Origin of the sequence: Pseudoalteromonas sp. A41-2 (assembly GCF_015767615.1) — a bacterium.
Lineage (GTDB): Bacteria > Pseudomonadota > Gammaproteobacteria > Enterobacterales > Alteromonadaceae > Pseudoalteromonas > Pseudoalteromonas lipolytica.
Genome location: NZ_CP065231.1, coordinates 1923425 through 1949543 on the forward strand (window position 1 = coordinate 1923425; position 26119 = coordinate 1949543).

At 40.8% G+C, this 26119-nt stretch carries 26 protein-coding genes and 2 pseudogenes; 8 read left to right on the plus strand and 20 right to left on the minus strand.

From position 1 onward, the window contains the following. The 10 genes from tmk to yceD form a co-directional block, all read right to left on the minus strand. Nucleotides 1-627, minus strand: coding sequence for a dTMP kinase (gene tmk / locus IT970_RS08795; protein WP_196857225.1), 627 nt, complete (start codon nucleotides 625-627; stop codon nucleotides 1-3). A 15-nt stretch (nucleotides 628-642) separates the two neighbouring features. After that, nucleotides 643-1623 carry an endolytic transglycosylase MltG gene (gene mltG, locus IT970_RS08800; RefSeq protein ID WP_074989391.1) on the minus strand — a complete coding sequence of 327 codons (981 nt, stop codon included), beginning with the start codon at nucleotides 1621-1623 and terminating at the stop codon, nucleotides 643-645. Beyond that, nucleotides 1620-2432: an aminodeoxychorismate lyase gene (gene pabC / locus IT970_RS08805; RefSeq protein WP_180310884.1), complete on the minus strand. Its 813-nt coding sequence runs from the start codon at nucleotides 2430-2432 to the stop codon at nucleotides 1620-1622. The genes mltG and pabC overlap by 4 nt, the downstream gene beginning before the upstream one ends. Before the next feature lie 59 nt (nucleotides 2433-2491). After that, nucleotides 2492-3730 (minus strand): beta-ketoacyl-ACP synthase II, encoded by a 1239-nt coding sequence (gene fabF / locus IT970_RS08810; RefSeq protein WP_036967982.1) that lies wholly within the window; start codon nucleotides 3728-3730, stop codon nucleotides 2492-2494. Nucleotides 3731-3847: 117 nt separating this feature from the next. Next, complete coding sequence (gene acpP / locus IT970_RS08815) at nucleotides 3848-4084, minus strand: acyl carrier protein (protein ID WP_016707440.1); 237 nt, start codon at nucleotides 4082-4084, stop codon at nucleotides 3848-3850. Between the two features lie 238 nt (nucleotides 4085-4322). After that, nucleotides 4323-5069 (minus strand): 3-oxoacyl-ACP reductase FabG, encoded by a 747-nt coding sequence (gene fabG / locus IT970_RS08820; protein WP_036967976.1) that lies wholly within the window; start codon nucleotides 5067-5069, stop codon nucleotides 4323-4325. Between the two features lie 11 nt (nucleotides 5070-5080). Further along, on the minus strand, nucleotides 5081-6007 hold the full coding sequence (gene fabD / locus IT970_RS08825; protein ID WP_036967973.1) for an ACP S-malonyltransferase: 927 nt from the start codon (nucleotides 6005-6007) through the stop codon (nucleotides 5081-5083). A 71-nt stretch (nucleotides 6008-6078) separates the two neighbouring features. Continuing rightward, nucleotides 6079-7107 carry a phosphate acyltransferase PlsX gene (plsX, locus tag IT970_RS08830; RefSeq protein ID WP_036967971.1) on the minus strand — a complete coding sequence of 343 codons (1029 nt, stop codon included), beginning with the start codon at nucleotides 7105-7107 and terminating at the stop codon, nucleotides 6079-6081. Between the two features lie 11 nt (nucleotides 7108-7118). Beyond that, nucleotides 7119-7289 carry a 50S ribosomal protein L32 gene (gene rpmF, locus IT970_RS08835; protein WP_036967969.1) on the minus strand — a complete coding sequence of 57 codons (171 nt, stop codon included), beginning with the start codon at nucleotides 7287-7289 and terminating at the stop codon, nucleotides 7119-7121. 10 nt (nucleotides 7290-7299) lie between these two features. Then, nucleotides 7300-7824, minus strand: coding sequence for a 23S rRNA accumulation protein YceD (gene yceD, locus IT970_RS08840; RefSeq protein WP_036967966.1), 525 nt, complete (start codon nucleotides 7822-7824; stop codon nucleotides 7300-7302). Between the two features lie 141 nt (nucleotides 7825-7965). Here yceD and IT970_RS08845 point away from each other — a divergent pair, with 141 nt between their 5' ends. After that, the gene (locus IT970_RS08845; protein WP_036967964.1) at nucleotides 7966-8574 is read left to right on the plus strand and encodes a Maf family protein; all 609 of its coding nucleotides are present in this window, start codon (nucleotides 7966-7968) and stop codon (nucleotides 8572-8574) included. Here IT970_RS08845 and IT970_RS08850 read toward each other — a convergent pair. Next, nucleotides 8510-9202: an HAD family hydrolase gene (locus IT970_RS08850; protein ID WP_196857226.1), complete on the minus strand. Its 693-nt coding sequence runs from the start codon at nucleotides 9200-9202 to the stop codon at nucleotides 8510-8512. The genes IT970_RS08845 and IT970_RS08850 overlap by 65 nt on opposite strands. Then, the gene (gene rluC / locus IT970_RS08855) at nucleotides 9189-10157 is read right to left on the minus strand and encodes a 23S rRNA pseudouridine(955/2504/2580) synthase RluC (RefSeq protein WP_036967959.1); all 969 of its coding nucleotides are present in this window, start codon (nucleotides 10155-10157) and stop codon (nucleotides 9189-9191) included. The genes IT970_RS08850 and rluC overlap by 14 nt, the downstream gene beginning before the upstream one ends. 622 nt (nucleotides 10158-10779) lie before the next feature. On the opposite strand from rluC, the gene rne reads away from it, so the two are divergent. Further along, nucleotides 10780-14013 carry a ribonuclease E gene (gene rne / locus IT970_RS08860; protein WP_196857227.1) on the plus strand — a complete coding sequence of 1078 codons (3234 nt, stop codon included), beginning with the start codon at nucleotides 10780-10782 and terminating at the stop codon, nucleotides 14011-14013. A gap of 67 nt (nucleotides 14014-14080) precedes the next feature. Here rne and IT970_RS16085 read toward each other — a convergent pair whose 3' ends face one another. From IT970_RS16085 to yejK, 7 genes and pseudogenes are all read right to left on the minus strand, one after another. Then, nucleotides 14081-14623 carry a PhzF family phenazine biosynthesis protein gene (locus IT970_RS16085; RefSeq protein ID WP_269216509.1) on the minus strand — a complete coding sequence of 181 codons (543 nt, stop codon included), beginning with the start codon at nucleotides 14621-14623 and terminating at the stop codon, nucleotides 14081-14083. Further along, on the minus strand, nucleotides 14586-14948 hold the full coding sequence (locus IT970_RS16090; RefSeq protein WP_269216510.1) for a PhzF family phenazine biosynthesis protein: 363 nt from the start codon (nucleotides 14946-14948) through the stop codon (nucleotides 14586-14588). Before IT970_RS16090 ends, IT970_RS16085 begins: the two co-directional genes overlap by 38 nt. Before the next feature lie 286 nt (nucleotides 14949-15234). Continuing rightward, the gene (locus IT970_RS08870) at nucleotides 15235-15654 is read right to left on the minus strand and encodes a hypothetical protein (protein ID WP_180310892.1); all 420 of its coding nucleotides are present in this window, start codon (nucleotides 15652-15654) and stop codon (nucleotides 15235-15237) included. Between the two features lie 980 nt (nucleotides 15655-16634). Beyond that, entirely contained in the window at nucleotides 16635-16907 is a 273-nt protein-coding gene (locus tag IT970_RS08875; protein WP_180310893.1) for a hypothetical protein, read from the minus strand. A 24-nt stretch (nucleotides 16908-16931) separates the two neighbouring features. Beyond that, the gene (locus IT970_RS08880) at nucleotides 16932-17297 is read right to left on the minus strand and encodes a cupin domain-containing protein (protein WP_196857228.1); all 366 of its coding nucleotides are present in this window, start codon (nucleotides 17295-17297) and stop codon (nucleotides 16932-16934) included. Between the two features lie 155 nt (nucleotides 17298-17452). Beyond that, nucleotides 17453-17956: a DinB family protein gene (locus IT970_RS08885; RefSeq protein WP_180310894.1), complete on the minus strand. Its 504-nt coding sequence runs from the start codon at nucleotides 17954-17956 to the stop codon at nucleotides 17453-17455. 190 nt (nucleotides 17957-18146) lie between these two features. Further along, nucleotides 18147-19163 (minus strand): annotated as a pseudogene (yejK, locus tag IT970_RS08890) (nucleoid-associated protein YejK). 63 nt (nucleotides 19164-19226) lie between these two features. Between yejK and IT970_RS08895 the strand changes: the two are divergent. From IT970_RS08895 to IT970_RS08920, 6 genes and pseudogenes are all read left to right on the plus strand, one after another. Continuing rightward, nucleotides 19227-19439 (plus strand): DUF1414 domain-containing protein, encoded by a 213-nt coding sequence (locus IT970_RS08895; protein ID WP_036967930.1) that lies wholly within the window; start codon nucleotides 19227-19229, stop codon nucleotides 19437-19439. Nucleotides 19440-19444: 5 nt separating this feature from the next. Beyond that, nucleotides 19445-20939, plus strand: a pseudogene (locus tag IT970_RS08900) (DUF3413 domain-containing protein). 75 nt (nucleotides 20940-21014) lie between these two features. Beyond that, complete coding sequence (locus tag IT970_RS08905; protein ID WP_036967925.1) at nucleotides 21015-21488, plus strand: DUF4124 domain-containing protein; 474 nt, start codon at nucleotides 21015-21017, stop codon at nucleotides 21486-21488. A gap of 100 nt (nucleotides 21489-21588) precedes the next feature. Further along, a complete protein-coding gene (aceK, locus tag IT970_RS08910; protein ID WP_196857229.1) occupies nucleotides 21589-23313 on the plus strand; it encodes a bifunctional isocitrate dehydrogenase kinase/phosphatase in 1725 nt (574 codons plus the stop codon). A 16-nt stretch (nucleotides 23314-23329) separates the two neighbouring features. Then, on the plus strand, nucleotides 23330-24268 hold the full coding sequence (locus IT970_RS08915; RefSeq protein ID WP_036967919.1) for a LysR family transcriptional regulator: 939 nt from the start codon (nucleotides 23330-23332) through the stop codon (nucleotides 24266-24268). A 193-nt stretch (nucleotides 24269-24461) separates the two neighbouring features. Further along, nucleotides 24462-24905, plus strand: coding sequence for a ferritin-like domain-containing protein (locus IT970_RS08920; protein ID WP_036967916.1), 444 nt, complete (start codon nucleotides 24462-24464; stop codon nucleotides 24903-24905). Between the two features lie 57 nt (nucleotides 24906-24962). Here IT970_RS08920 and IT970_RS08925 read toward each other — a convergent pair whose 3' ends face one another. Further along, nucleotides 24963-25940 (minus strand): catalase family peroxidase, encoded by a 978-nt coding sequence (locus IT970_RS08925; RefSeq protein WP_051501756.1) that lies wholly within the window; start codon nucleotides 25938-25940, stop codon nucleotides 24963-24965. Between the last annotated feature and the right edge of the window lie 179 nt (nucleotides 25941-26119).

Genomic DNA, 26119 nt, shown 5'->3' on the forward strand with positions numbered 1-26119 from the left:
TTATTTTAAACTCTCAAAAAAGGTATCAAGTACCGTGGTGATGGCAGCATGCACTTCAGGCATCGCTTTATTTGCGTCAACAGTTTGAATACTGGGATCATGTTCAGCAAGTGCCAAATAACGCTCACGTGTACGTTCAAAAAAGCCGAGCGCTTCTTGTTCAATTCGATCAAGTTCTCCGCGTCCCTTCGCACGTGCAAGTCCCACAGCAGGGTCAATATCTAAATATATTGTTAAGTCTGGCTTTAAGCCTTTTAAAACCATATCAGCAAAAAACGAGAGTTTTGATTGCTCAATACCACGACCACCCCCTTGGTAGGCTTGCGATGAGAGATCATGACGGTCTCCCAGTACCCAGGTCCCTTTATCGATTGCAGGTTTAATAACATTCGCAACAAGTTGAGACCGTGCAGCGTACATAATAAGCAATTCTGTCTCACCCGTTATTTGCTCTTCATGGGCCTGTTTTACAATGTGACGTAGTGCTTCCGCCACAGGGGTACCACCTGGCTCACGTACATTAATAAATTCAACCTGCTTGTGCTGTAGGTAAGCTTGGCACACGGCGATTGCCGTTGATTTTCCAGCCCCTTCAAGACCTTCAATCACTATAAATTTCGCTGTCATATGACTCTATTCTGGTTATTTGTTTAATTGGTACTGCTGCACAGCACGATTATGCTCTTTCAATGTTTTTGAAAATTGATGGCTCCCATCGCCTTTCGCCACAAAATAAACATACTCTGACTCAGGCGGATTCACCGCTGCAAGTAATGCCGCTCGCGATGGCATGGCAATCGGCGTTGGCGGCAGCCCTTTAATTTTATACGTATTATACGGTGTGTAAGTGGTTAAATCTTTACGTTTAATATCACCATCAAAGTCGGCTCCGATGCCGTAAATTACCGTTGGGTCTGTTTGTAAGCGCATATTGCTCTTTAACCGATTCGTAAAAACAGCCGATATTAAGGGCCTTTCACTTGCAAGCCCTGTTTCTTTCTCGATAATTGAGGCAAGTATTAGTGCCTCATACGGTGAGTTCAAGATTAAATCGTGTGCTCTATTTTGCCACGCATTATCGAGCTCTGTTTGCATTTTAGAGTAGGCACGCTTTAATACACTGCTGGCCGTGTCTTCACTATGATAGTGGTACGTATCAGGGAATAACCAACCTTCTAAATTTTCATCTTTATTGCTAATTTGCTTTGCTAAATTCTCTTCATCAAGGTCTTGCTTTAAATGAGTTTGCTTAGCAATGTTGGTAATTACTTCTCTCAGTGGTTGCCCTTCAATAATAGTAAAACTAAAGCTGACTTGAGCGCCTTGATTAATGCGGCGAATATTATCGATTACAGAGGTAGAATCAAGCTCATACAAGCCTGCTTTTAAATCCGTTAAGGTCGGGTCTAACTTTGCAAGCACCTGAAATTTAAAACAACTGTCAAGCCATTGCTTACTTTGCCACTGTTTGCATAATTGATTAAATCCTGTTCCGCGGTCCACTTTAAACAGAGTGCTGTTAGTAACATTTAATGGCATACTCAATGCTGCTTGAAGTTGTTGATAGCCAATACCACAACATAGCAATGCTAATAAAAGCACGCTAACAATGACTTTTATCACACATTCTCCTTGGCAAACTGGGTCGCTAATAATGCTTTACTTCGAGTAATGTCAAACTGTGTATCCATAATGGCTGCAACAGGCACAACACCCATTAAGCTATTACACATAAAAACCGCATCCATCGCTAATAACTCTTCTACGCTAATTTGTTTAAACTCAATTGCTAACTTAGCACATAACGATTTTAGGTAAACCCCAGTAATCCCACAGTTATTTAATTGTGGCGAAAAAATCTGTTCATTTTTTATCGCAAATAAATTAGCAGCAGAGCTTTCTATTACATTGTCATTAATATCAAGCACCACAACATCGTCGCAATTAAGTGTGTTCATTTGATTTTTAATGAGCACTTGCTCGAGGCGGTTTAAGGTTTTTAAACCGGCAAGCACAGGCTGATGTGCAAGTTTAATACTGCTTATAGCGAGTGAAACCCCCTGCTCTTGCCATGTTTTATAATGTGCAACAGCAGGTAATACCGTGATAAGAACTTGAATCGAAGGCGCTTCAGGTAAGCCGTAACCTCGGCCGCCACTGCCGCGGGTAATAACAATTTTTAAAATGCCTGATTGCATATCGCCTATGGCCTGAAGCGAGGCATTTTCTATTGCCATGAAATCTAAAGTTGGGAATGCTAAGCGCGCTGCACATTCTATTAAACGGGCTTTATGTAATGGCCAGTGCTCTATACTGGCATCATTAATGCGAGCCGTCGTGAAGAAGCCATCACCATAGTTAAGACCACGATCTTGAAAGCTGACCATGGTGTGGTCGTTGGTTATAATTATTGTTTGTTTAAATTTACTCATATAAAAAAGCCCAGTTAAACAACTGGGCTCTTCTTAATTTAGTCCGTTGTTACCGGCAATTATACCTTTTTAAATAGCAACGAGCCATTAGTACCACCAAAACCAAACGAATTACACAGTGCATAATCCAATTTAGCGTCACGTGCCGTGTGCGGTACATAGTCTAAATCACACCCTTCATCAGGGTTATCAAGGTTAATTGTTGGGCTTACTTTTTGGTCTTGTAAAGACAAAATAGTAATAATAGACTCAACAGAGCCCGCTGCACCTAACAAATGACCCATCATTGATTTAGACGAACTAACCATCACATCTTTTGCTGCATCACCAAAAATTGATTTAACAGCCGATGTTTCAGCTTTATCACCTGCATGCGTTGAAGTACCATGCGCGTTAATGTAGCCCACTTGGTCAGCATTTACTTGTGCATCTTTCAACGCATTTTCCATAGCAAGTGCTGCCCCAGCGCCATCTTCTGGCGGTGAGGTCATGTGGTAAGCATCACCACTCATACCAAAACCTACAAGCTCTGCATATATGTTTGCACCACGCGCTTTTGCATGCTCATACTCTTCCAGTACGATAACACCTGCACCATCGGCCAGAACAAAACCATCGCGGTCTTTATCCCACGGACGAGATGCGGCTTGTGGATCATCATTACGTGTTGATAATGCACGAGCTGCATTAAATCCGCCCATACCAATTGGCGTAGATGCTTTTTCAGCACCACCCGCAACCATCGCATCAGCATCACCGTATGCAATCATACGCGCTGCGTGGCCAATGTTATGCAAACCTGTTGTACAGGCCGTAACGATTGAGATATTAGGACCACGTAGCCCATGCATGATCGATAAGTGACCCGAAATCATGTTAATGATGGTCGACGGTACGTAGAACGGAGAAAGCTTACGCGGACCACTGTTTAATAGTTTTACGTGGTTTTCTTCGATTAACGTTAAACCACCGATGCCCGAACCCACTGCGACGCCAACGCGTGTCGCGTTTTCGTCAGTGATTTCTAAGCCAGAATCTTGTAGTGCTTGTACACCCGCTGCAATGCCATATTGGATAAACAAATCCATTTTTTTTGCATCTTTCGGTGACATGTAAGCTGATGCATCAAAGTCATTCAGCAAACCTGCGAATTTGGTGCCGAAACTTGAGGTATCGAAATGCGTGATAGTTTGAATACCACTTTTACCGTTTAACAAACCTTGCCAAGTAGATTCAACATCATTACCTAGCGGTGTCAACATTCCTAAGCCAGTTACGACGACTCGACGTTTAGCCACGGGTTGCCTCCAATAAGGAAATTATTTTAGGTGGGGTGTATACCAAAATATTCAGTATCATTCTTTAGATAGACTAAGGGCAGCCTAAAGCTGCCCTTAAAATCAAAATGCGATTGATTACTCAGCGTGAGCTGTAACGTAATCGATTGCAGCTTGAACTGTAGTGATCTTTTCAGCTTCTTCGTCTGGGATCTCAGTGTCGAACTCTTCTTCAAGAGCCATTACTAGTTCTACAGTATCAAGTGAATCAGCACCTAAGTCGTCAACGAAAGAAGCTTCATGTTTTACTTCTTCTTCTTTAACACCTAGTTGCTCGATAATAATTTTCTTTACGCGTTCTTGGATGTCGCTCATTCTTCTTTCCTTTATTAAATACGCCAATGCGTTATTTTCAGATTGCGGCGTAGTTTACGCCGCATAATTCTGTGATTCAAGGATTTGCTGATAATTACTTATCTGGTCAAACCTCTTGATTGGTATTTGTTCATTTATCGCTTATTTTCATAGCGAATTCAAGTATGTTTAAAGCAAGATCACAAAAAATTCAACATTTTTCGATAATCTTTTGTTAGCACTTTGGTGCTAACATTCATTAAACCATGTACATCGCGCCATTTACGTGCAATGTTTCACCCGATACATACGCAGCTGCGTCAGATGCTAAATAACACACTGCGGCTGCAATTTCTTCAGGCTGACCTAAACGACCCGCTGGCACATTTGCAAGCGTGGCTGCTTTTTGCTCATCGGTCAGCTCATCAGTCATGTCTGTTTGGATAAATCCAGGCGCTACAACGTTAACCGTGATACCACGAGACGCCACTTCGCGTGCAAGTGATTTAGTAAAACCAATCACACCTGCTTTTGCTGCAGCATAGTTTGCTTGACCCGCATTACCCATCGTGCCTACAACTGAACCAATGTTGATGATACGGCCATTTTTCTTTTTCATCATAGGACGTAAAACAGCCTTAGATAAACGGAAAACAGAGCTTAAGTTGGTGTCAATAATGTCATCCCACTCGCCGTCTTTCATTCGCATAAGTAAATTATCGCGCGTAATACCCGCATTATTTACTAATACATCAATATCACCTAAATCAGCTTTGATCGCAGCAAGTGTTGCTTCAATCGACTCTGGATCAGTCACGTTTAACGCATAACCTTTACCATTATCGCCTAAGTACTCACTGATTTTTGCAGCACCTGATTCGCTTGTCGCTGTGCCCGCAACTTTTGCACCTTGTGCCACTAAGGTATTCGCAATCGCTTTACCTATACCGCGGCTAGCACCTGTGATAAGGACAACTTTGCCCTCAAGAGAAAATAAATTTGTCATTCTATTCCTACTTATTTCGCTTCATCAATCGTAGCTTGCGTGTTTACCGCTGCGCATACCATTGCTTTATCAATACGTTTAGCCAGACCCGTTAATACTTTGCCTGGGCCAAATTCATAGCTTTGTGTAATGCCTTGCGCTACAAGGGCCTGTACAGTTTCAGTCCAGCGTACTGGGCTGTAAAGTTGACGTACTAGCGCATCTTTAATTGCTTCACTTGATTGCTCTGCTTTAACGTCAACATTATTAATTACATCACACTTAGGTGTATTAAATGTTAAAGCGGCTAAATCAGCGGCTAATTTTTCTGCCGCAGGTTTCATTAATTCACAGTGTGAAGGCACGCTCACAGCAAGTGGTAAGGCACGTTTTGCACCTGCTTCTTTACACGCTTCTGATGCGCGTTCTACCGCGGCCTTGTGGCCTGCAATAACAACTTGACCAGGTGAATTATAATTAACTGGTGAAACCACTTCGCCATTAGCCGATGCTTCACATGCGGCTTTAATTTCATCATCACCTAAACCGATAATAGCTGCCATAGAACCGGTACCCGCTGGTACTGCTTCTTGCATATATAAACCACGGTTTTCAACAAGCTTGACGGCTTCGCTTAAACTAACAACGCCTGCACAAACAAGCGCTGAATACTCGCCTAAACTGTGGCCAGCCATAACAACGTCTGCATCAGGGTTTGCTGCTAACCATTGGCGGTAAATTGCCACACTGGCAGTTAACAAGGCCGGTTGTGTACGATGGGTTTGATTTAATTCTTCTTCTGGACCATTAAGTACAAGTGCAGCTAGATCATAGCCAAGCGCGTCTGATGCTTCTGCAAATGTTGCTTTAACAATATCAGAATCGGCTAAAAGTTCAGATACCATGCCCACAGTTTGTGAGCCTTGACCTGGAAATACGAGTGCAATTTTATGTGCCATACTTTGCTCTTATCATTAAACAAAAAAATAATTCTTTTGTAGGCAGCATAACAAGCTTTTTAAATGCTGCACTACTTTATTGTTGGATGTGTTTGCTCAAAAATCGCAGCGATTTTTTCAGGTAGTTGGCGTTCGACTTCCCGCACGGCTTCATCTATAGCAGCATGGAACGCCTTTGCAGAGGCATTACCATGGCTTTTAACAACAATACCGCGCAATCCTACCAGACTTGCGCCATTATACTGGTCGGGGTTCACCCGCTTGTAGAGCTTTTTTATCACCGGACGCAATAAAAACGCCAAACATTTGTATAAAAAATGTTTGTGTAAGGCTTTCGTTAATTTATGCATGATAAGTTTGGCAATCCCTTCACAGGTTTTTAATGCCACATTACCTACGAATCCTTCGCACACAATCACATCGGCTTTACCACTGAAAATATCGCTACCTTCACTGTAACCTGTGTAGTTGAGATATTTACATTGCTGCATTAGTTGTGCAGCTTGCTTTATTCCCTCATGCCCTTTGATATCTTCAGAGCCAATATTTAATAAACTAACGCGAGGATTATCACAGCCAAGCGCTTGTCCTGCGACCACAGAGCCCATAATGCCAAACTGATAAAGTGTTTGCGCATCGCAATGCACATTGGCCCCTAAATCTAATAGATAAACGGGATCTTTTCGCTCAGTAGGGACAGCTGAAATAAGGGCTGGTCGTTTTACACCCGGTAGCATCTTTAATACATAATGCGCCATAAAAAATAACGCGCCAGTATTACCCGAGCTTACACAGGCTTGCGCTTCACCCGATTTAACTAAATCAAGGGCAACTCGCATTGAGGAATCTTTTTTTGAACGAACAGCTGAAGCGGGTTCACACGCATTAGTAACAACTTCACTACAATGACGAATGATTAATCGCGGATGAGAAAGCGAATCAAGTGCTTCAAGTTCTTTAAGAATAACTTGCTGATTACCACATAAGATCAGTCTTAAGTTGGTATTAGCATTTACCGCTCTTACGGCGGCGGGGATAGATGAACGGGGGCCGTAATCGCCCCCCATCATATCTAACGCTATGGTTAGATTGGTCAGCATATAGCAATCTCTTAGTTAGAAATTACTTTAACGCCTTTATAGTAACCGTCAGCAGTTACGTGGTGACGACGGTGAGTCTCACCAGAAACTTGGTCTACAGTTAAAGTTGGACCACTGATCGCATCGTGTGAACGGCGCATGCCGCGTCTTGCACGAGACTTTTTGCTTTTTTGTACAGCCATTAGTCTTCTCCTAAGAATCTTTCTTAAGTTGTTTCAAAATATCAAATGGATTTGGTTTGTCATCTTTTGCTGATAATTTACCAAAGCTTGTAGGCTCTGATGAATAACTGCACGAGGCTTCGTTGTGTGTAGGCACTATAGGAATTGCCAAAATCAGTTCGTCTTCGATTAACTCAAACACGTTGATTTCGCCATTTTCGTCCAGTTCTACTTCATCGTAACCTTCAGGAAGATGATCTGACTCTGCATCCAAACCGACTGGCGAATACACAAAGTCTTGATCCAAATCCAACCCTAATTCACCATTGCAGCGTTGACAAGTTACGGTTACATGTACTGATAAATTACCACTTATCACTACTAAACCCTGGTCATCAATTTTGCAATGAATCTTTACCGCTATTTCACCTGCTTCTTCCTGCACAACTTGCTCTAAACGAGAAAGTTTTTCAAGCGGTACAATACCGTCATACGTTAAACGATGTTGTGCTGCTTTGCTGGGATGAAGAGTGATGGGAATTTTCACCTTTTGCATAGGGGCTGCATCATATAGATAGTTAGTTGGTTAGTCAAAGTAAAAAACCAATTTTAGTCGGTTTTTAACGATCTTCTGCTTTGTTTTCGGATTCATTGTGGCTTATCCTTGCCAAAAGACATTTTATACCCAGAATATTTTATGAAACCAACACTTATATTAGCGTCAAGCTCACCATTTAGACAGCAATTATTAACTAAATTAAATCTACCTTTTGAAAGTTTTTCACCTGATATCGATGAATCAGCGCTAGAAAATGAAACGCCCTCGCAACTTGTTAAGCGACTAAGTGAGCAAAAAGCGCGTGTCGCAGTTGAACATTTTACCAATGGCTTAGTGATAGGCTCTGATCAGGTGGCCGTTTTCAACAATAAAATACTAGGTAAACCACACAATAAAGAAAACGCCGTTGCGCAATTATCCGCATTTAGCGGCCATACTGTGAGATTCTTAACGGGTTTGAGTGTCTTCGATATAGAATCAAATAACGCAATCACGACGGTTGTGCCATTCGACGTGACTTTTAGAACACTAACACTTGAGCAAATTGGCGCATATTGCGATGCTGAGCAACCTTACAATTGTGCTGGCAGCTTTAAAAGTGAAGGATTAGGTATTTGCTTATTTGACAAGCTCAGTGGCGATGACCCAAATACACTTATTGGCCTGCCACTGATCACATTAACTAAAGTACTGGCTGAGTTTGGTGTTGATGTACTGACTCTTCAGCATGAGATGTCAACACGCTAAGTAACTGCAAATACGAATCAACGACAGTAATCGGCGCATGTTGTTGCAACTGCGCCTTGCTGTGGGCACCAAAGCTCACACCAATACAGGCAATACCAGCGGCATTCGCCATCGCCATATCCAATTGGCTATCGCCAATCATCACGGCATCACTTTTCGCTATGCCCTGCTCGCGCAAAATTTGCTCCAGCATATCAGGGGAAGGCTTTGACATAGCATCATCTGAGCATTTTACGTTCATAAAATACTTACCGAGGCCCGACTCATTAAGTAATCTATCAATACCTTCACGTCCTTTACCAGTAGCCACAGCGAGCTCTATACCTGCGTCTCTTAACTGCGTTAATACAGGTTCTACATCTGCGAACAAAGGTGTAGGTGTGGCATCTAATTCACGATATTGTGCTTTATAACCTGCAACGAGTTCATCGTTTAAATGCAAATAAGCAGGAAAAAGTACTTCAGTGGCCTTGGTTAGCGACAAACCTATTACATCTTTCGCTTGTTGCTCTGATGGAACTGGAATACCTAAATCTCGCGCAGTATTTCGCAGGCAGGTCACAATTTTTGGCACAGAATCCATGACTGTCCCGTCCCAATCAAAAATAGCGAGTTTAAACCTGTTCATTATCAGCACGTAACTTTTTAATACAATTACTTAAAGCTTTATCTAACGGCGCTTCAACATGCATCGTTGTTTCGTTTTTAGGGTGGATAAAGCGTAAATCATGCGCATGTAAAAACAACCGATTTAACCCCGTTAACTTATTAACGTATTGATCAAATTCAGCCACACCATATTTATCATCACACGCAATTGGGTGACCTTTGCATTGCGTATGAACACGGATTTGGTGAGTACGCCCAGTCACCGGCGACGCTTGCACCAGTGAACACTCTGCATAACGCTCTAGAACACGGAAACGTGTGTGCGACGGTTTACCTTCGGTATTGTCTACACGCACCACGCGCTCACCAGACTTTAAAGTATTTTTACGTAAGCCTTCAGTGACGTTTTTAGTTTTCGCATCCCATTGCCCATCAACCAGTGCCCAATAATTTTTTTCCATGGTTTTTTCACGCAACTGCTGATGCAAGTGTGTAAGCACAGAACGGCGCTTTGAAATAAGTAAACAGCCTGAAGTATCACGGTCAAGACGGTGAACCAGTTCAAGGCTGCGCTCTTCTGGGCGAAGTACTCGCAGTGCCTCGATTAAGCCATAACTTAAACCACTGCCGCCATGCACCGCCATTCCTGACGGCTTATTAATCACCATCAAGTATTTATCTTCAAATAAAATGGCCTCTTCAAGCTGTTTAACCTTATCTAGCTTTTTCGGCACAAATTCATCTTTTTCGGCCACTTTTATGGGCGGAATACGAATAACATCATCAAGTTGTAATTTATAAACGGGTTTAATGCGCTTTTTATTTACTCGCACTTCACCTTTACGAAGAATTTTATAAACTGCACTTTTAGGCACACCCTTCAGGTGAGTAATAAGAAAGTTATCAATGCGTTGACCTAAGTGGTCTTCACCTATGGTAACAAATGATACTTGTAAGCCGGTTTTTTCTGACATTGCCTAATCACTGATTTAAGTAAATAATTTAGTTGCTAACGCGGTTGTAATAGTGGGATAATCACCGCTGCGAACATAAAGTTTGCAAGTAACAACGGTGCTTTTTACCACATTAAAACATTCGTGATGCATATTCTGGGTTGCCGATCATACAGATCCGCGCTAAGTTTTCCAAAGCTTTTATAATTACCCAGCCAACACGAGCGTTCAATTATCGGCGATGCGCGTAATATATTGCCTGCATAATTTGAGCACGAATGCTGATTAATGAATAGAAAAAGCAATTGAACAAGATAAATTGTCTGATAGTGACGACGTAACAACGTCATTCAGAGTAAGCTGTTGTAGCAAGACATTGAATTAAAATTTGAACATGGTCGACTTCGGAACAGAACTCGTAAATTAAAACCGTGAAAGACGCGGCAGTTTTGGCACCAAAAAGAATTTAATAACGTGACAACATGTTATTGTCAGCCACACCATAGACACGCTCAATGTAAGCGAACAACGTCGGTTTTTGATTTTAACCAGTCGTGAGATTGCACAAGAATAACCGTCAAAAACCACTGAACAGACGAAATGATATCGTCATGTCAGCGACAGAAATTAGTAGAGTAACAATATGAAACGTATGCTAATCAATGCGACGCAGCAAGAAGAAATGCGCGTTGCACTGGTTGATGGCCAGCGCCTGTATGATTTAGACATAGAGAGCCCAGGTCACGAACAAAAAAAAGCCAATATTTACAAGGGTAAAATTACCCGTATCGAACCATCACTAGAAGCAGCCTTTGTTGATTATGGCGCGGAAAGACATGGTTTCCTTCCACTTAAAGAAATTGCACGCACATACTTCCCACAAGGCTATACATTCCAAGGTCGTCCGAATATTCGTGACGTAATCAAAGAAGGCCAAGAAGTAATTGTTCAGGTTGATAAAGAAGAACGTGGCCAAAAAGGCGCGGCACTAACAACCTTTATAAGCGTAGCTGGCAGCTATTTAGTGCTTATGCCAAATAACCCTCGTGCCGGCGGTATTTCACGTCGTATTGAAGGTGATGAGCGTACTGAACTAAAAGAAGCGCTAAGCCGTTTAGAACTTCCTAAAGGTATGGGGCTCATTGTCCGTACTGCGGGTGTTGGCAAATCATTCGAGGAACTAGACTACGACTTAAAAGCGCTTTTAGTTCACTGGGATGCCATTCAACAAGCTGCAGATAGCGGCCCTGCTCCATTCTTAATTCACCAAGAAAGTAACGTTATTTTCCGTGCTATCCGTGACTATCTACGTCGTGATATTGGTGAAATTTTAATTGATAAAGCCCGTGTTTTTGAAGAAGCTAAAGCGCATATTGAACGCTTCCGCCCTGATTTCATGAGCCGTGTTAAGCTTTATCAAGGCGATGTGCCATTATTCACACATTACCAAATCGAAAGCCAAATTGAGTCAGCGTTCCAACGAGAAGTTCGCTTACCTTCTGGTGGTTCAATCGTTATTGATCCAACAGAAGCGCTTACCTCTATCGATATTAACTCGTCAAAAGCAACCAAAGGCGGTGATATCGAAGAGACCGCGCTTAACACGAACCTAGAAGCCGCTGATGAAATTGCACGTCAATTACGTCTACGTGACTTAGGTGGTCTTATTGTTATCGATTTTATCGATATGACACCACCTCGCCACCAACGTGAAGTTGAAAATCGCCTGAAAGATGCTGCACGTCCAGACCGTGCTCGCGTACAAATAGGCAAAATTTCACGCTTCGGCCTTCTTGAAATGTCGCGTCAACGCCTGCGTCCATCTCTAGGTGAAGCAAGCCAAGGTCCGTGTCCGCGTTGTAATGGTCAAGGCACTATTCGTTCAAACGAATCAATTGCATTGTCTATCCTTCGTTTAATCGAAGAAGAAGCAATCAAAGACAATACATCGCAAGTAAACGCACAAGTACCTGTTGCGGTAGCTGCTTACTTATTAAATGAAAAACGCCGTAGTGTGCACCGTATTGAAAAACGCCATAGTGTTGATGTGGTCATTATTCCAAATCAACACATGGAAACACCGCACTATGAAGTAGTTCGTTTACGCAAAGATGAAACGATTGAAACTGTTAGCTATGAGCAAGTCGTTGCACCAGAGCCAGAAGCATTTGAAATGGCTAAAGCACCCACAGCACCGGTTCGTGAAGAGCCTGTGTTAAAGGGTGTTGTTATGCCAACAAACCCAGCGCCACAAGCTGCTCCAAAAGCTGAACAACCAGCTCAAGACGTTAAGAAAAGTGACGGTGGTTTATTTGCAGCCATTGGTAAATGGTTTAAATCACTCTTCAGCAACTCTGAAGAAGAGACTGAAAAAGAGCAAGAAGAGAAAAAAGCGGCACAACAGCGCAGCAACAACCGTCGTAATAACGACAACCGTCGCAGAAGCAATAACCAACGTCGTCGTAATAACTCTCGTAATAAGCGTCCTTCAGACGTTGAAGCGAAAGAAGAGAAACCGGCCACTACTTCAGCTCCTGAGCAAAAAGAAAGTAACGAAAACCGTAATAAGCGCCGTCGCAATTCGACTAACCGAAAGCGAAATGAAAAGCGTACTGATGACGTAGAAACAACGTCAACAGAGGCAGTTCAAGAAACGCAAACGGAGCAACCGAAAGAGACTAAACCTAAGGTTCGCCGTCAACGTCGTAATATTCGTAAGAAAGTGCGTTTACAAGACGAAAATGCCGAGGAAGTAAAATCAACTCAGAGCAGTGATACTGTTCAGGCTGAGAAAACAGACAAAGCAGCAAAACCTGCCAAACAGGCGAAAGAAGCGAAAGACGATGTAGTACCAGAGGTTAAATCTGAAACGCCTGCACAGACTGAGGTTAAAGCAGAAAAACCTGCAAAAGCTGACGTTAAATCGGTTAAAACAGAAGAAACCAACACACCGGTTGAGGAGCAAAATGTAAACGCTGAGTCAGTTGCTGATGATGAACAAGCACAGCCGCGCACACGCTCACGTCGTTCACCTCGTCACCTTCGTGCAGCTGGACAACGCCGTCGTCGTCCTGAGCAAGATGAAAAGCAAAATGAAGATAAAGGTGACACACCTGCCTTTATTCCTGTTGCGGATCAAGCTGCTGCTGAATATGAAGCTGAATTAAAAGCTAAACAAGCGCAAACTGAGAAACCAGTTGAAGCGCCTGAATCAGCTAACACTGATGAGCCAGTTAAAGCTGAAGAGCCAGTAAAAGCTGAAGAACCAGTAAAAACTGAAGAACCAGTGCAAGCTGACGAACCAGTAAAAGCTGAAGAACCAGTTAAAACTGAAGAGCCAGTACAAGCTGAAGAACCAGTTAAAACTGAAGAGCCAGTACAAGCTGACGAACCAGTAAAAGCTGAAGAACCAGTAAAAGCTGAAGAACCAGTAAAAGCTGAAGAGCCAGTACAAGCTGAAGAACCAGTGCAAGCTGAAGAACCAGTAACAACTGAAGAACCAGTTAAAGCTGACGAACCAGTAAAAGCTGAAGAACCAGTTAAAGCTGACGAACCAGTAAAAGCTGACGAACCAGTAAAAGCTGAAGAGCCTGTTAAAGCTGAAGAGCCTGTTAAAGCTGAAGAGCCTGTTAAAGCTGACGAACCAGTGCAAGCTGAACAAGCACCTAACAATGAAAGAACAGTGTTAGTTAAGGGTTCAGCAAGCGCTGCAATGGCAAAACCTGCACCAGTTGCAGACAGCGAGCCAGTACCAACACCAGGTGCTATGGCACACGATAAACGTGAAGCTATTCCAGACAGTGGTTTACGCGCAGGTTCAATTAAACCTGCCGGTAAAGCCCGTGCTGATATGGCTAAAACATTATCGGCTGACTAGTCTAGCTGTTATATGAAAAAAGCCGCGTTATGAAAATAACGCGGCTTTTTTGTTTTAGATATATACACTATATTTCGATTATTTGGGTTCCGAAGCCACTGGCGTATCCACCCACTAACACCTGACTCACACCTTGTTTGTCTGATCTAACGCATGCTGAGATATGTGAGGCACATCCCATAAGTCGTCCTTGTTCAAATTTGAAATGATTAATGTGTTCAGAATAAAGATGCCTAGTTAAGTAACAAGCAAGCGCACCACTCGCGCTCCCTGTTGCTGATTCTTCTGGAATACCCACTAAAGGTGCAAAGTTTCGACAACTTGCAGTCAGCTTTTCATGCGCATCGTAAAGCTCAAATGCATGCACACCAATCACTTCATGTTGTTTACAAAAATCACTGAGAGCAGCGTTATTAACTTCAATTTTATCGAGATAGCCCCGTGGTACAGGAACGATAATATCGGGTAAACCTGTTGTGATTACGTCTATCGGTAAAGCCGTTGATGCTAAAACCGCTTCATCAACCCCCAATAATCCAGCGACCTCATGATACGCAAAGCTGCCGAGGTATTTAGGTAAGGGTTTGCTCCATCGTAACTTGACCGTCATTGGCAATCGTTATTCCGAGTAGACCCGCTTTGGTTCTCTGCGTGTAATTACCCGCAGCTATCACACATTGGTTGAATAGAGTCGAAAATACAGCAAGCGTAGCATGACCACAAAAATCGACCTCTTCTGTTGTGGTAAAAAATGACACCGAAAAATCGACCTCTTCATCGTCTGATACAAAGGCCGTTTCTGAAAAGCCCACGGCTTTCGCAATAGTCAGTTTTTCCGCATCAGAAAGTTTATCCGCATTGAATACAACACCGGCAGGGTTACCTCCGCTTCCATCTGCAGTAAACGAGTTAACTAAAAATGCTTCTACTTTCATTCACACAACTCTCTTTTTAGATTTAACGAATCAAAGCTACAGATTGTGTCAATATAGATAGTATTGTTATAGTCAGTACCAATATAGATATCACCGATATAAAGAGTACTGATATAGAGAGTACCGGTATAGACGTTGAATATCCGTAGTTGTAATTTATAGCTTTGCGCCTTATTCTCAAACAGCACTATCAAATCTTGCGCAGTGCAACTTGTCTCACCTTATCTGTTGACGAGATGGTACTTTGGATATGTGCTGCAATCATAATGACTTTATTTAAATTTGCCTACAAACTAGCCCATTGTTGTTTCAGTCCTACTAGATGAACAACACCTAAAGATAAACAAATAATTGAACTCCAAATCCAAAACTCGGGAGTTCGACCTTGGGGTGACTTTACAAACAAAAAACCGACGATGCCCCGGGCAATATAAATGAACGTAATTAATATAAGCGCTAAACGCGTTAATGGGAGTTTGAAAATAATCCCAGCAGCAGAAAACGCATACATTGACCACATTGAGAGCACGAGTGTAATGCCACTGGTTATAAGGGTTGGTTTTATACTACCTTGCTCAGATAGTAGCGCCATTTGTTCCCCCGCACCAAAAAAGCGATACCACGGTGCGCCAAAATAAATACATCCAAGATGCAAAATTGCTACGATTCCACTTAATACACCTGCAATAATAAGAAATATATTCATGCTTTTAAAATCCCTTGTAAACAACTCAATAGTCATAATAGAAAAACAATAGCATTAAAAAGCGAATAAAAATTTTAAATATTTTCGTGCTTATTTAACTTCTATTCACCTAAATATTGCACAAGCCCTGCAAGTAAAAATGCCAACCACAGTAATGAGACTATTGCAGAAAATAACAAAGATGGTTTAACAGGCTTCCGTCTACATAAAGTCTTAATTGTGCTTAGAACACTTATAATGCCTATAAACGGAAAGCACAAAACTGTTAGTACTACCCTCAAGCTTGGCTCTGCAAAAAATAAAGAGAAAAAACTAGAACCTTTATCTTCGAACTGTTCAAGTTTTAATGTTATATAGTAAATATAAATGGGCAAACTAAAAATAATAAATATTAGAGCAAGAGAAAAATAAAGTTGATACATAGGCTAGACATCCTTTTCTAACTAAAACTAAATAATGGAATAATCAATTTGAGAAAAAACAGGGATAAAACCTTCTCATATTATCCACGGAATACTTTTGAAATGGATTAATTTTTACCTTAATATCACCTTCATCGAATAATCCTGTAGAATTAGCGACATGATAGATTTGTTCAATAATACATTCTTCATGATGGGATTTCAGGATACTTTCAGAGCAGTCCATTATAAAGTGTGGCATTAGTTCTCCTAACTAACATTTTCATTTTAACAACTTGCTAAAAAATGGGTTAAATGTGCTCAAAATAAAGAGCAGTATTAAAAGAAATTTACACCTCAAAACCTTTTCTTAGAATACGTCGTAATCATCTCAGTAGATTAGCGGTTATTTTGTCTCTGTTACAGATAAATATTAATAATTAGGCAATTATATTTTTCAGCATCAGAAAGCTTATCCGCATTTAATACAACGCCTGCAAGGTTCGCGACTGTGCCACCTGCAAATTTGCTACAAATGCAGTTACCATCATTACACGCTTCTTTTATATAAATTAAATACTAAGGCCATTGCACTTGCTCTATAACGTAACGATATGACGCCCATGCTTTATAGATCGATATTAATATTGGCTGTTTTTTATAAACTACGTGAAATATAAATACGGGTAATTGCCAAATAACAACTATGCTAATCTGTATCACTAAAGCGATAAACACAAACTCTGTATTACCTAAGAAAAACAACAGCAACAGACTGCTATTTAATAGCAAAAACACCCACACACTGCGCAGTGCTGCCTTTTTCAGGGTTTGTAATTGCTGCTGATTCAAATCTGACACCATCAGACTTGTTTGTTACACCCAAACATCATTCGCTGCGGTCAGTTCACCACCAGCTTCACCGGTATTTACCACGCCTTTCGGCTCAACAAGCATAATTTTACATTCAGTCTTCGCGTGGGGTTTATGTTCAAGCCCTTTAGGGATTACAAACATTTCACCCGACTCTAAATTTACAATGCCATCTCTAAATTCGATTTCTAGCTCGCCTTCAATAACAATAAACACTTCATCAGTATCAGGGTGATCGTGCCAAACAAATTCACCTTCAACTTTAGCGAGTTTAAATTGATAGTCGTTCATTTCTGCAATTACTCGCGGTGACCAATGTTCAGTAAATTTAGAAAACTTCTCTTTAAAATTAATTGCTTTGTAAGTCATAAAATCCCTATTCGTAAATTTAATTTGAGGGTCGAATAAATCAAAAGACTCATCTCATTTATCTCTGTTATCTTCACTTTCAGTGACAATTAAACTCTGGATATACGCTTTATGTCGTCTTGAGGTTTTGCATATAACGCCCCATAAAAAAGAGGCTATACTATAAATCTTCTTAATGGCTCTAATTGATGCAGATAGCGAGTGAATGTGTCCTTAGGTCTCTCTAAATTATTTGCCGCAAGTACCCTAGATGCCATACCTCTGTGATTACTGCCATGAGTTAACAAATGGATTAGAATCTCTGCCACTGACATCTGCCCTGTATCACCATCAACAAATTTAAATGAAACAACCCGCTCTAGTTCTTCTTGCTGTACTGTTTTAGAATACTGAACTAACCATGAGTCATTTTCATCTACCCTCTCGCGCAACTCTAAAAATGTTGGTGTTTCAACGGTATTATCATCACTGTATTTTTCAGGTTCTCTCAAAATTCGGCTAATAAACAGGCTATCGACGACAGTTGTGTGATTTAAGATTCTGACGAAAAAGGTTGCATCACTTTCTGGAAGCCCTGAAAACTGCTGTTCTCCTAAATCAAGCAATTGAGTATTTGCCCACTTTTTGTAGTGAAACGCCTTAGAAAAGTCCCTATTCATCCTTACGTATACGCCAGCTTTTTACCAATCTTGACCGATAATACCCTAAAAGATTAATACCTAATAATAAACTGTCTTACTGCAAGCCTTAATTATTAAACAATAAAAAGCCCAGCAGTAACTGGGCCAAAAGTCTGTCAATTTTGTCGAGGTTTACCCAACTGTCTAATGCCTTAACGCATGACTTTATTTAACCTTCTTCTTGCTCCATAAAGCGTTGCAGTTGGTCTTTTAGGTTAGGTGGAATACCTTTAATCACAAGTGTGTCTGTTGCTTCATTATATGTAACGCGCTCGCCTAGGTGTTTGCGCTCAAAGCTCACACTTACGCCACCACCCATACCAGAGAACTTAACCATGCTCGTTACCGTCTTTTTATCAACAGGGAACGAGTCTTCCAAATCATAGTTTTGTTCTTGGCAAAAGCTGTCAAATGGGCTGTCATCACTTTTAGATAATGTCGCCGATAATTCTTTAACGTTGGCATCTTCACCTGTGGTCATACAGTCATTACAGTAATCAAAAACTTGTTTACGAAGCTCATCTTTTTCTGATTTATCAAACTGTTGCTCTGATAAGTAGTCTTCAACGGCGTTAAGCATTACTTGGCTTTGTTGTTTAGGGTCAATACCCTCTTCACAACCTAAAAAGTCTAAAAAGAAATCCGCAACCTTACGACCCCGCACGCCCTTTAATAAAAGAAATATAGCGATTATCTTCCGCTTGCGTGTCCCAGGCTGTCAAATCGACACGCGCAGCTAATTGCATGCGTGAGATATCTAAGTGACGCGATGACGCTAAATCAAGTTCCGAAGTAATTGAATAATGTTCTTTAATATTGATCAGCGCAATTAACACATAATCACTTGCAACATATTGATAATGGCAAAAAACTAAATAACCAGTTTCGTTAAACGCATACTTATTTAGCTCTTCTTTTAATACATTTGTGGCCTGCTCAGTCATATGCCAAAAGCCCAGCTCATTGTTTCGATAGCTCTGCATTGCAGAAGCTACAACACTGTTTTCTCGCCACTGAATGCACAATACCCTTTACCCGGTTTACCATTGTAAGCATGGTGAAGCTGTTCTATGAATACAGCGACTTTGTCGTTAACAACCATTTCATCATTGCGTAAATGAATTTCAGTATCGTCGTCTTTTTTGTCTACATAATGAACGACTAATTTTTTAACATCTATTGTCATCTTTGTTTTTCACGCCTCTGGTGTTAAAATACGGGAATATAACTCTTTTTATCGAACCAACTGATGCCTATCATATCAAAATATTCTAATGAGCAAGTAGAACAAATCGTTGATCAGCTGATTGATGTACTTACAGAGCATAAAGCGCCTGTAGATTTAAGCCTTATGTGTTTAGGAAATTCTATCACGCATATTTTAAAAGAGCATGTACCTTCAGAGAAAAGACAAGCGGTTGCCGACAACTTTGCCAAAGCATTAGCGCAGTCGGTTAAATAAGATTTATGAATTTATCGCAACAAAGTCAATTTTCATCAAAAGTAAGTCAGCTTCTTAGTTGGGGCCATTGGTTCACCTTCGCAAATATAGGTTTACTGCTGTTTATCAGCTTAAGTTATTTATTTGCCGACAGTGCCCCCACTACTTTTGTGGGTTACCTGTACATGTTTTGTAACTTGGTTAAGCCACACAAGCTTTATTACGTTTATTGCCTTTGTTCTGACGATATTTCCGCTGAGTTTGGTGTTTCCTTACCCTCGACATATTCGGGGGATGGCCGCTGTAATTGCGACCTTTGGTGCATCACTGCTGACACTTGATGCCTACGTTTATTTCAACCTAGGCTATCATTTGAATTCATCAGCTTTACCTGAGATTGTGTCGTTATTGTGGCATCGTCTTACAGACTCCCCTGCACTCACGACTATTTTTGCGGGCGGTATCGTACTACTCATTTTAGCTTTCCAGTTATTAGTCAGTAATTACACTTGGCATCATCTGGCACGCTTAAAACAGTATAAATTCGCACGTTATGCTACGAGCACAATCTTAGTGTGTTTTGCTCTTAGTCACAGTATTCATATTTGGGCCGATGCTAATTTAAAATTTGATATTACTAAGCAAGATAATGTACTGCCATTATCGTACCCAACAACTGCAAAAAGCCTGCTGGCTAAAAACGATTTACTTGACCTTGACAGCTATAAAGAAGCTCATGATGTTAGGCTAGATCCGCACAATATTGATTATTTAGCACCGACGCCTCCAGCACAATGTGTTGATGAAACTACAGCAAAAATCGATATTTTAGTATTTTCAAACAACGACGCCCTTGAAAGCTTTGTAAATACTCAACCAAATTTACGTAAAACTGATTTATTCTTACAACCTATTGAAGTTGAAGATACGTTATTTAGCCTTGTTTATGGCTTACCGGCTTTTTACAAATCACCTATATTTGAAAAACAGCAGTCGCCTGTTTGGTTAAGCGAATCTCGCTCATTACAGGTAGAGGGCTTCGAACAATTTGAATTTATCAATTCAACCAATGAAGACTCATCAATAAGACTTGTCAGCGCAGATGAAACAACCACAGTGCGTAATAATGCACACGCTGTTTTCGCATTTAGCCTTGCTCAGCATAGCAACGGCATTGTGACTACGTCTCGCCTGTACAGCTCAGATAAAAAAGTTGTGCAAACAGACGGGCTTATTCAACCAAGTGACATAATAGCCACCAGTGTTGGGCATTATTTAAATTGCCAAACGCTCGCGAAACAAAGCATGCTAGGCAGTAATTTATATAAACGCCATGATGATACCGGCGTAAACTACTCTCAAAATGTGTTTATTGCATTTAAGAAAGATAGAATTACTTTAATTGACTCGGATGGTAATTTTAAAAACATCTCTGCAGCTCAGGGCTTTGCAATAGAGCAGCGACTTGATGTACCCTTTTTAGTGCAAAGCATTAAAAAACTAAAACGCTATACACCTTAGCCCTTTTGATTATTTGCTATACGAGCTGGCTTTATTATATTTAATAACACGTATTAAAGTAAGGACACGGATGTCATGAAAGCCACAATCACCGCGTTATTTTCCTCTCTTTTCATTACCTTTTCTCCCGCACTTACAGCGGCGGAATACTATAAATGTGTAACTGACAAAGGCACCGTATTTAGCCAATTTCCTTGTGGGAATCGCGCAACTAAACACCGCATTACAGTAACTGATCCTGATATACAAGCACCTGATAATTATGTTAAACAACTTAATGAACTGGAAAGAGAACAGATAATAAAGCGATTAGAAGCCGAAATTCGTAGTCAAAAACATCGCTTAGACATTTTAAGTCGCGAACGTGATAGAGCGCAGTACCAACAAGAGCAACGGCTTAACCGCATTTTGTCTGATTCACAAAGCAAGCAAATCAGCAAAGACATACAAAAGCAGCTAAACAGTATCAATAAGCAATACCAACGAGACGTAAAAAAGGCTAATAAAAAGCTGGCTGACTTAGAAAAAAAATTAGCACGCTATAATTAATTAACTTTACTATTGGGTTTCACTAATAAATAACATATTCTTAACACGGATAGAGTTAATGCTCTAAACACGACATTTCAGCCGTTTCGAAGGAGTTTGTATGCAGCCACAACATATTGCGGAGTTAATTTTATCTGGCTTTCGTAATCACTATAAACTCTTCCAAGCAATAACAGCCAAAGCTCCTATCGCATTTGCCAACCGAGATTGGCAAAAAATTAATGAAATTAGTAAGCTCAGAATTAGCCATTATGATGATCGGGTTAACGAAACCATTACCAAGCTAAAATCGCTGAATGAACAACAAATTATTGAGCTCAATCAGACTTGCTGGCTCGAAACCAAACAAATATACCAACAATTTTTAAGCTTTCACCCACAAGCCGAGCTGGCTGAAACTTTCTATAACTCCGTTTTTTGTCGCTTATTTCACCGCCGCTATTTTAATAACGACTTTATATTTGTAAAAGCCACTCTCGCAGATGCTCCCGCCCTCCCAATGGAAGCTGAATATCGCAGTTATTTTCCTGTCGTAGATGGGCTAAGACCCACAATACGTAAAATTATTAATCAATTTGACTTCAAAGCCCCTTTTGTGGACCTTGAGCGTGATATTCGATTGTTGGTTAAGGCGTTTTATAAGCAAGCTCCCGATACACACCACCAAGCGTGGCACATGCGCTTTGATATCCTTCAAGCCCCTTTTTACCGAAATAAAGCCGCTTACATTGTTGGCCGAGTGGTGTCTGAAAGTGGCGTACAACCTTTTATCATTGCTGTTTTACACCATGAGGATAAAGGCTTATACCTTGATGCGTTGCTGACGAAATCATCACAAATGCGGGTTATCTTTGGTTTTGCCCGCGCCTATTTTATGGTTGAAACGCATGCTCCTTCTGCATTAGTTCGTTTTTTAAATCAATTAATGCCCAACAAAACATTGGCAGAGCTTTACAATGCAATTGGCTTTCATAAGCAAGGTAAAACCGAGTTTTATCGTGAGTTCTTACAGCATTTAAATAACTCAAACGATCAATTAGTTATTGCCCCTGGCACACCGGGTATGGTGATGATGGTATTTACTCTGCCATCCTTTGGCTATGTGTTTAAAGTGATTAAAGACACCTTTGGCGAAAGCAAACCGTTTGGGCGCGATACCGTGCTTAAACGCTATCAATTAGTTAAAAGTCATGATCGTGTCGGACGCATGGCCGATACTATAGAGTATTCTAACGTCGTATTTCCTCTGAGTCGTTTTGATAGTAAATTGTTAGCAGAGCTGCATAAAACAATCGGCTCTTCAATGATTATTGAAGGTGACTGGCTGATCATAAAACACTTATATATTGAGCGGCGCATGACACCATTAAACATATACCTTGAAAATGCCAGTGAACAACAAGCATTTGAAGCCATTGAAGAATATGGTCAAGCATTAAAAGAAATGATAGCCGTGAATATATTTCCAGGCGACATGCTATTGAAAAACTTTGGGGTAAGTAAGCATAACCGCGTTATTTTTTATGACTACGATGAAGTGCAATATTTAACTGATATGAACTTTCGTGCCTTACCAAAAGCCAAGTCATACGATGACTACTTAACGAATGAGCAAAGTTATTCAGTGGCACCGCAAGACGTATTTCCTGAGCAATTGTGCACCTTTGTTACGGCTAACCCTGTGTACAAACACTATTTATTAAGTACACACCCAGAGCTTGAAGACCCCGCTTATTGGCGACAAGCTCAATATAATATTAAGCAAGGCGTGGTAAGCCACATTTACCCTTACCCTGCTGCACAACGATTTATCCATTATTGGTAAACACCAAGGACACAGAATGAATATAAGTAAAATAGATTTAAACTTACTTGTTTACCTAGATACATTACTCAGAGAGTGCAATGTAACCAAAGCGGCTAATCAGTTAAGCATTACACAACCCGCAATGAGTAACGGTTTAAAGCGCCTGAGAAATTTATTTAATGATCCGATTTTGGTACGCACCAGTGAAGGGATGGTGCCGACAGAGCGTGCTAAAGAGCTACAACCTGTCATACGCGGTATTTTAATGACGTTAGAAGAAACACTCGCTCCTAACCGTGAATTTGAAGCATCTCAAAGCAAACGTGTATTTCGTATTATGGCCAGTGACTATGCGGCCAGTACCCTTGCGCCCAAACTACTTAGTAAGTTACACGAAGAAGCGCCTGACACCACGCTTGATATCCTGACCCCCAGTGACGTTACGTTTCATGACGTTGAAAACGGCAAGGTCGACATGGCAATTAACCGCTTTGAAAACTTACCCCAATCGTTTCACTACAAACAAATTTGGAAAGACAGTTTTTGCTGCTTAGTAAAAGCCGACAACCCTATTATTAAAGACTTCAGTCTCGATAGTTACTTAAAAGCGCGCCATATTTGGGTAAGTAAAACAGGTTTTGGTGTTGGCGTAGGTATGGATCCAAAAGATGTCCAAAAGTTAGGTTGGGTAGACGAAGCGCTTGCTCATTTTGGTAAGCACCGGAATATTGCAACCTTTACTCGAAACTATCATGTCGCCATTCACCTGGCTAAAGAGCAGAATTTAGTGGCCACACTGCCATCAAAAGCGGCGAATATTTATTTAGATGATCCGGGATTAAAAATTCTTGAGCCACCTTTCCCTATTCCGCCTTTTGAACTCGACATGATTTGGAGCCCTCTTTTACACCGTGATGCCAGCCATATTTGGCTTAGACAAAAAGTAGCTGAAGTGGCCAATGAGCTTAAGTAATATTTTACCTATTAACCTGTAATTATTGCTGGTACGCCTTTTTATATGGGCGTACCAAACTCTCTTTATCTCAAAATAAAAATGTAACACTCTGATTATTAATGATAATACTTTTATGTTAGGGATTGGAACATGCTTTGCTTCATGTAGAGAGCATTGTTTTAATTCAGTCTATATTATTAGAGAGGTCATTATGCAAACACATCAAGGACATGACGTTCATCATATTGCAGATATCATTCAAGTTATGAATAGTGGTATCGATTTTTATGAAAAAGCACAGGAAAAAGTTTCAGACCCCAGTATCGTCGCGTTATTTCAGCGCATGATCGATGCCCGTAAAGTAAGTATTGAACGTTTACAGCCATACGCCATCAACCAAACAGGTCACCGTGAAAATGGCTCAGACTTTGCGGTAGAAGCTCGTAAAGCTTACACATCTTTAATCACTAAACTCGGTGCAGACAAAGATGCAACCTACGTCAGTGAGCTTGAAGAAGTCGAAGACAAAACACTCGCAGAAATAAAAAGTGCGCTCAAAAAACCTCAACCCCACGACTGTGAAGCAGCGTTATCAAAAACCCTGCTAACTATTCAAAGCTGTCATGCCGAAATGAGTAAAATGAAAAAGCATTAACTGCTAATCATATGAAGCCCAGCATAACTGGGCTTCATATTGAAAATTTAAAGAACGTTATTGCCCAGTAATACGTTTTGAAAATGAAATAGCATAAGCAGTTGAGCGCAGCTTTAACACTTCATCTTCACTTGGCATAAAGCCTTGTGAAAGCAGATTTGGGTCGTAATTAGTTAAATCACACCCTGATTCACCCGTGGATTCTATCGTGAGCTTTCCTAAATTAACTGTTTTGCGATCAGCAGGCCATTGCACTGAAGGATCCGTTAATGCATCACCCGGCTCGGCTAATTCAGCTTGAAAACGGTAATGAACTTTCCCTTTCGCTAAATCCTCTTCAAGTCGCTTAGCAAGAAATGATTTAGGTAATGCTTTCATTTGTTCTTCAGTTAGTACTTGTTCTTGCGCTTCTGGCACCATGGTCCATCTAAAAGCTTGCTTAGTGCCCTTTTCATCAACCATGTAAAAGGTATGCACACCAAAATAACGTGAAGACACATACGATGCTGGCGGGTTATGGCTTTGTAGCCAATTAAATTGTCCTAACGTACTCGGGTTTTGCTCTCTGTATGCTTTCACTTTTGCAAAATCGATTTCACCTGTTTTTTCGTCAGGTACTAAGGTACTTAGCAAACCAAAAAATGCTTCAGGGCTGTTACCTGCAAATACTGGCGTAGTTAGCCCTGCAATATTGTGCACATCCCCATTTTCTAGCACAAACTGCACCCCTATTCCTCGCGGAGAACGTGATGTTTCATCAGCATTAGGGTTACCCCCACCCATAGAAAAACGAATATTTGCTTTTGACGGTGCGTTAAATAAAGGACTGATTGAATACTGTTTTGCTGCTTGATTAGGTGTAAATGTGCCCACAGCGCATACACCTTTGGCGTGACCTTTTCTAATTCCGGGCTGCTTACCTGAAAGCTTCTCAAATAAATTTATGAAATCTTGCCCGTTAACTGATTGCTCAGCAAAACTTGCTGTCGGTAAAACAAGGCACATAGCACAAACTAAAGACTTAATTTTTAGCATTTATCCATCCTTTAAACTTAGTTCCAACAACAATGACCTGACAAACCTCGAAATGATTTCATCAAAGTTAATAAATATTTTTACCAACAAAAACGCTACAAACATTTAATAAACTTAGAATATTTATTTAACTACAGTATTTTTAAAAGCTGCTAACTTTAAATTTAGGATCCGAAAAA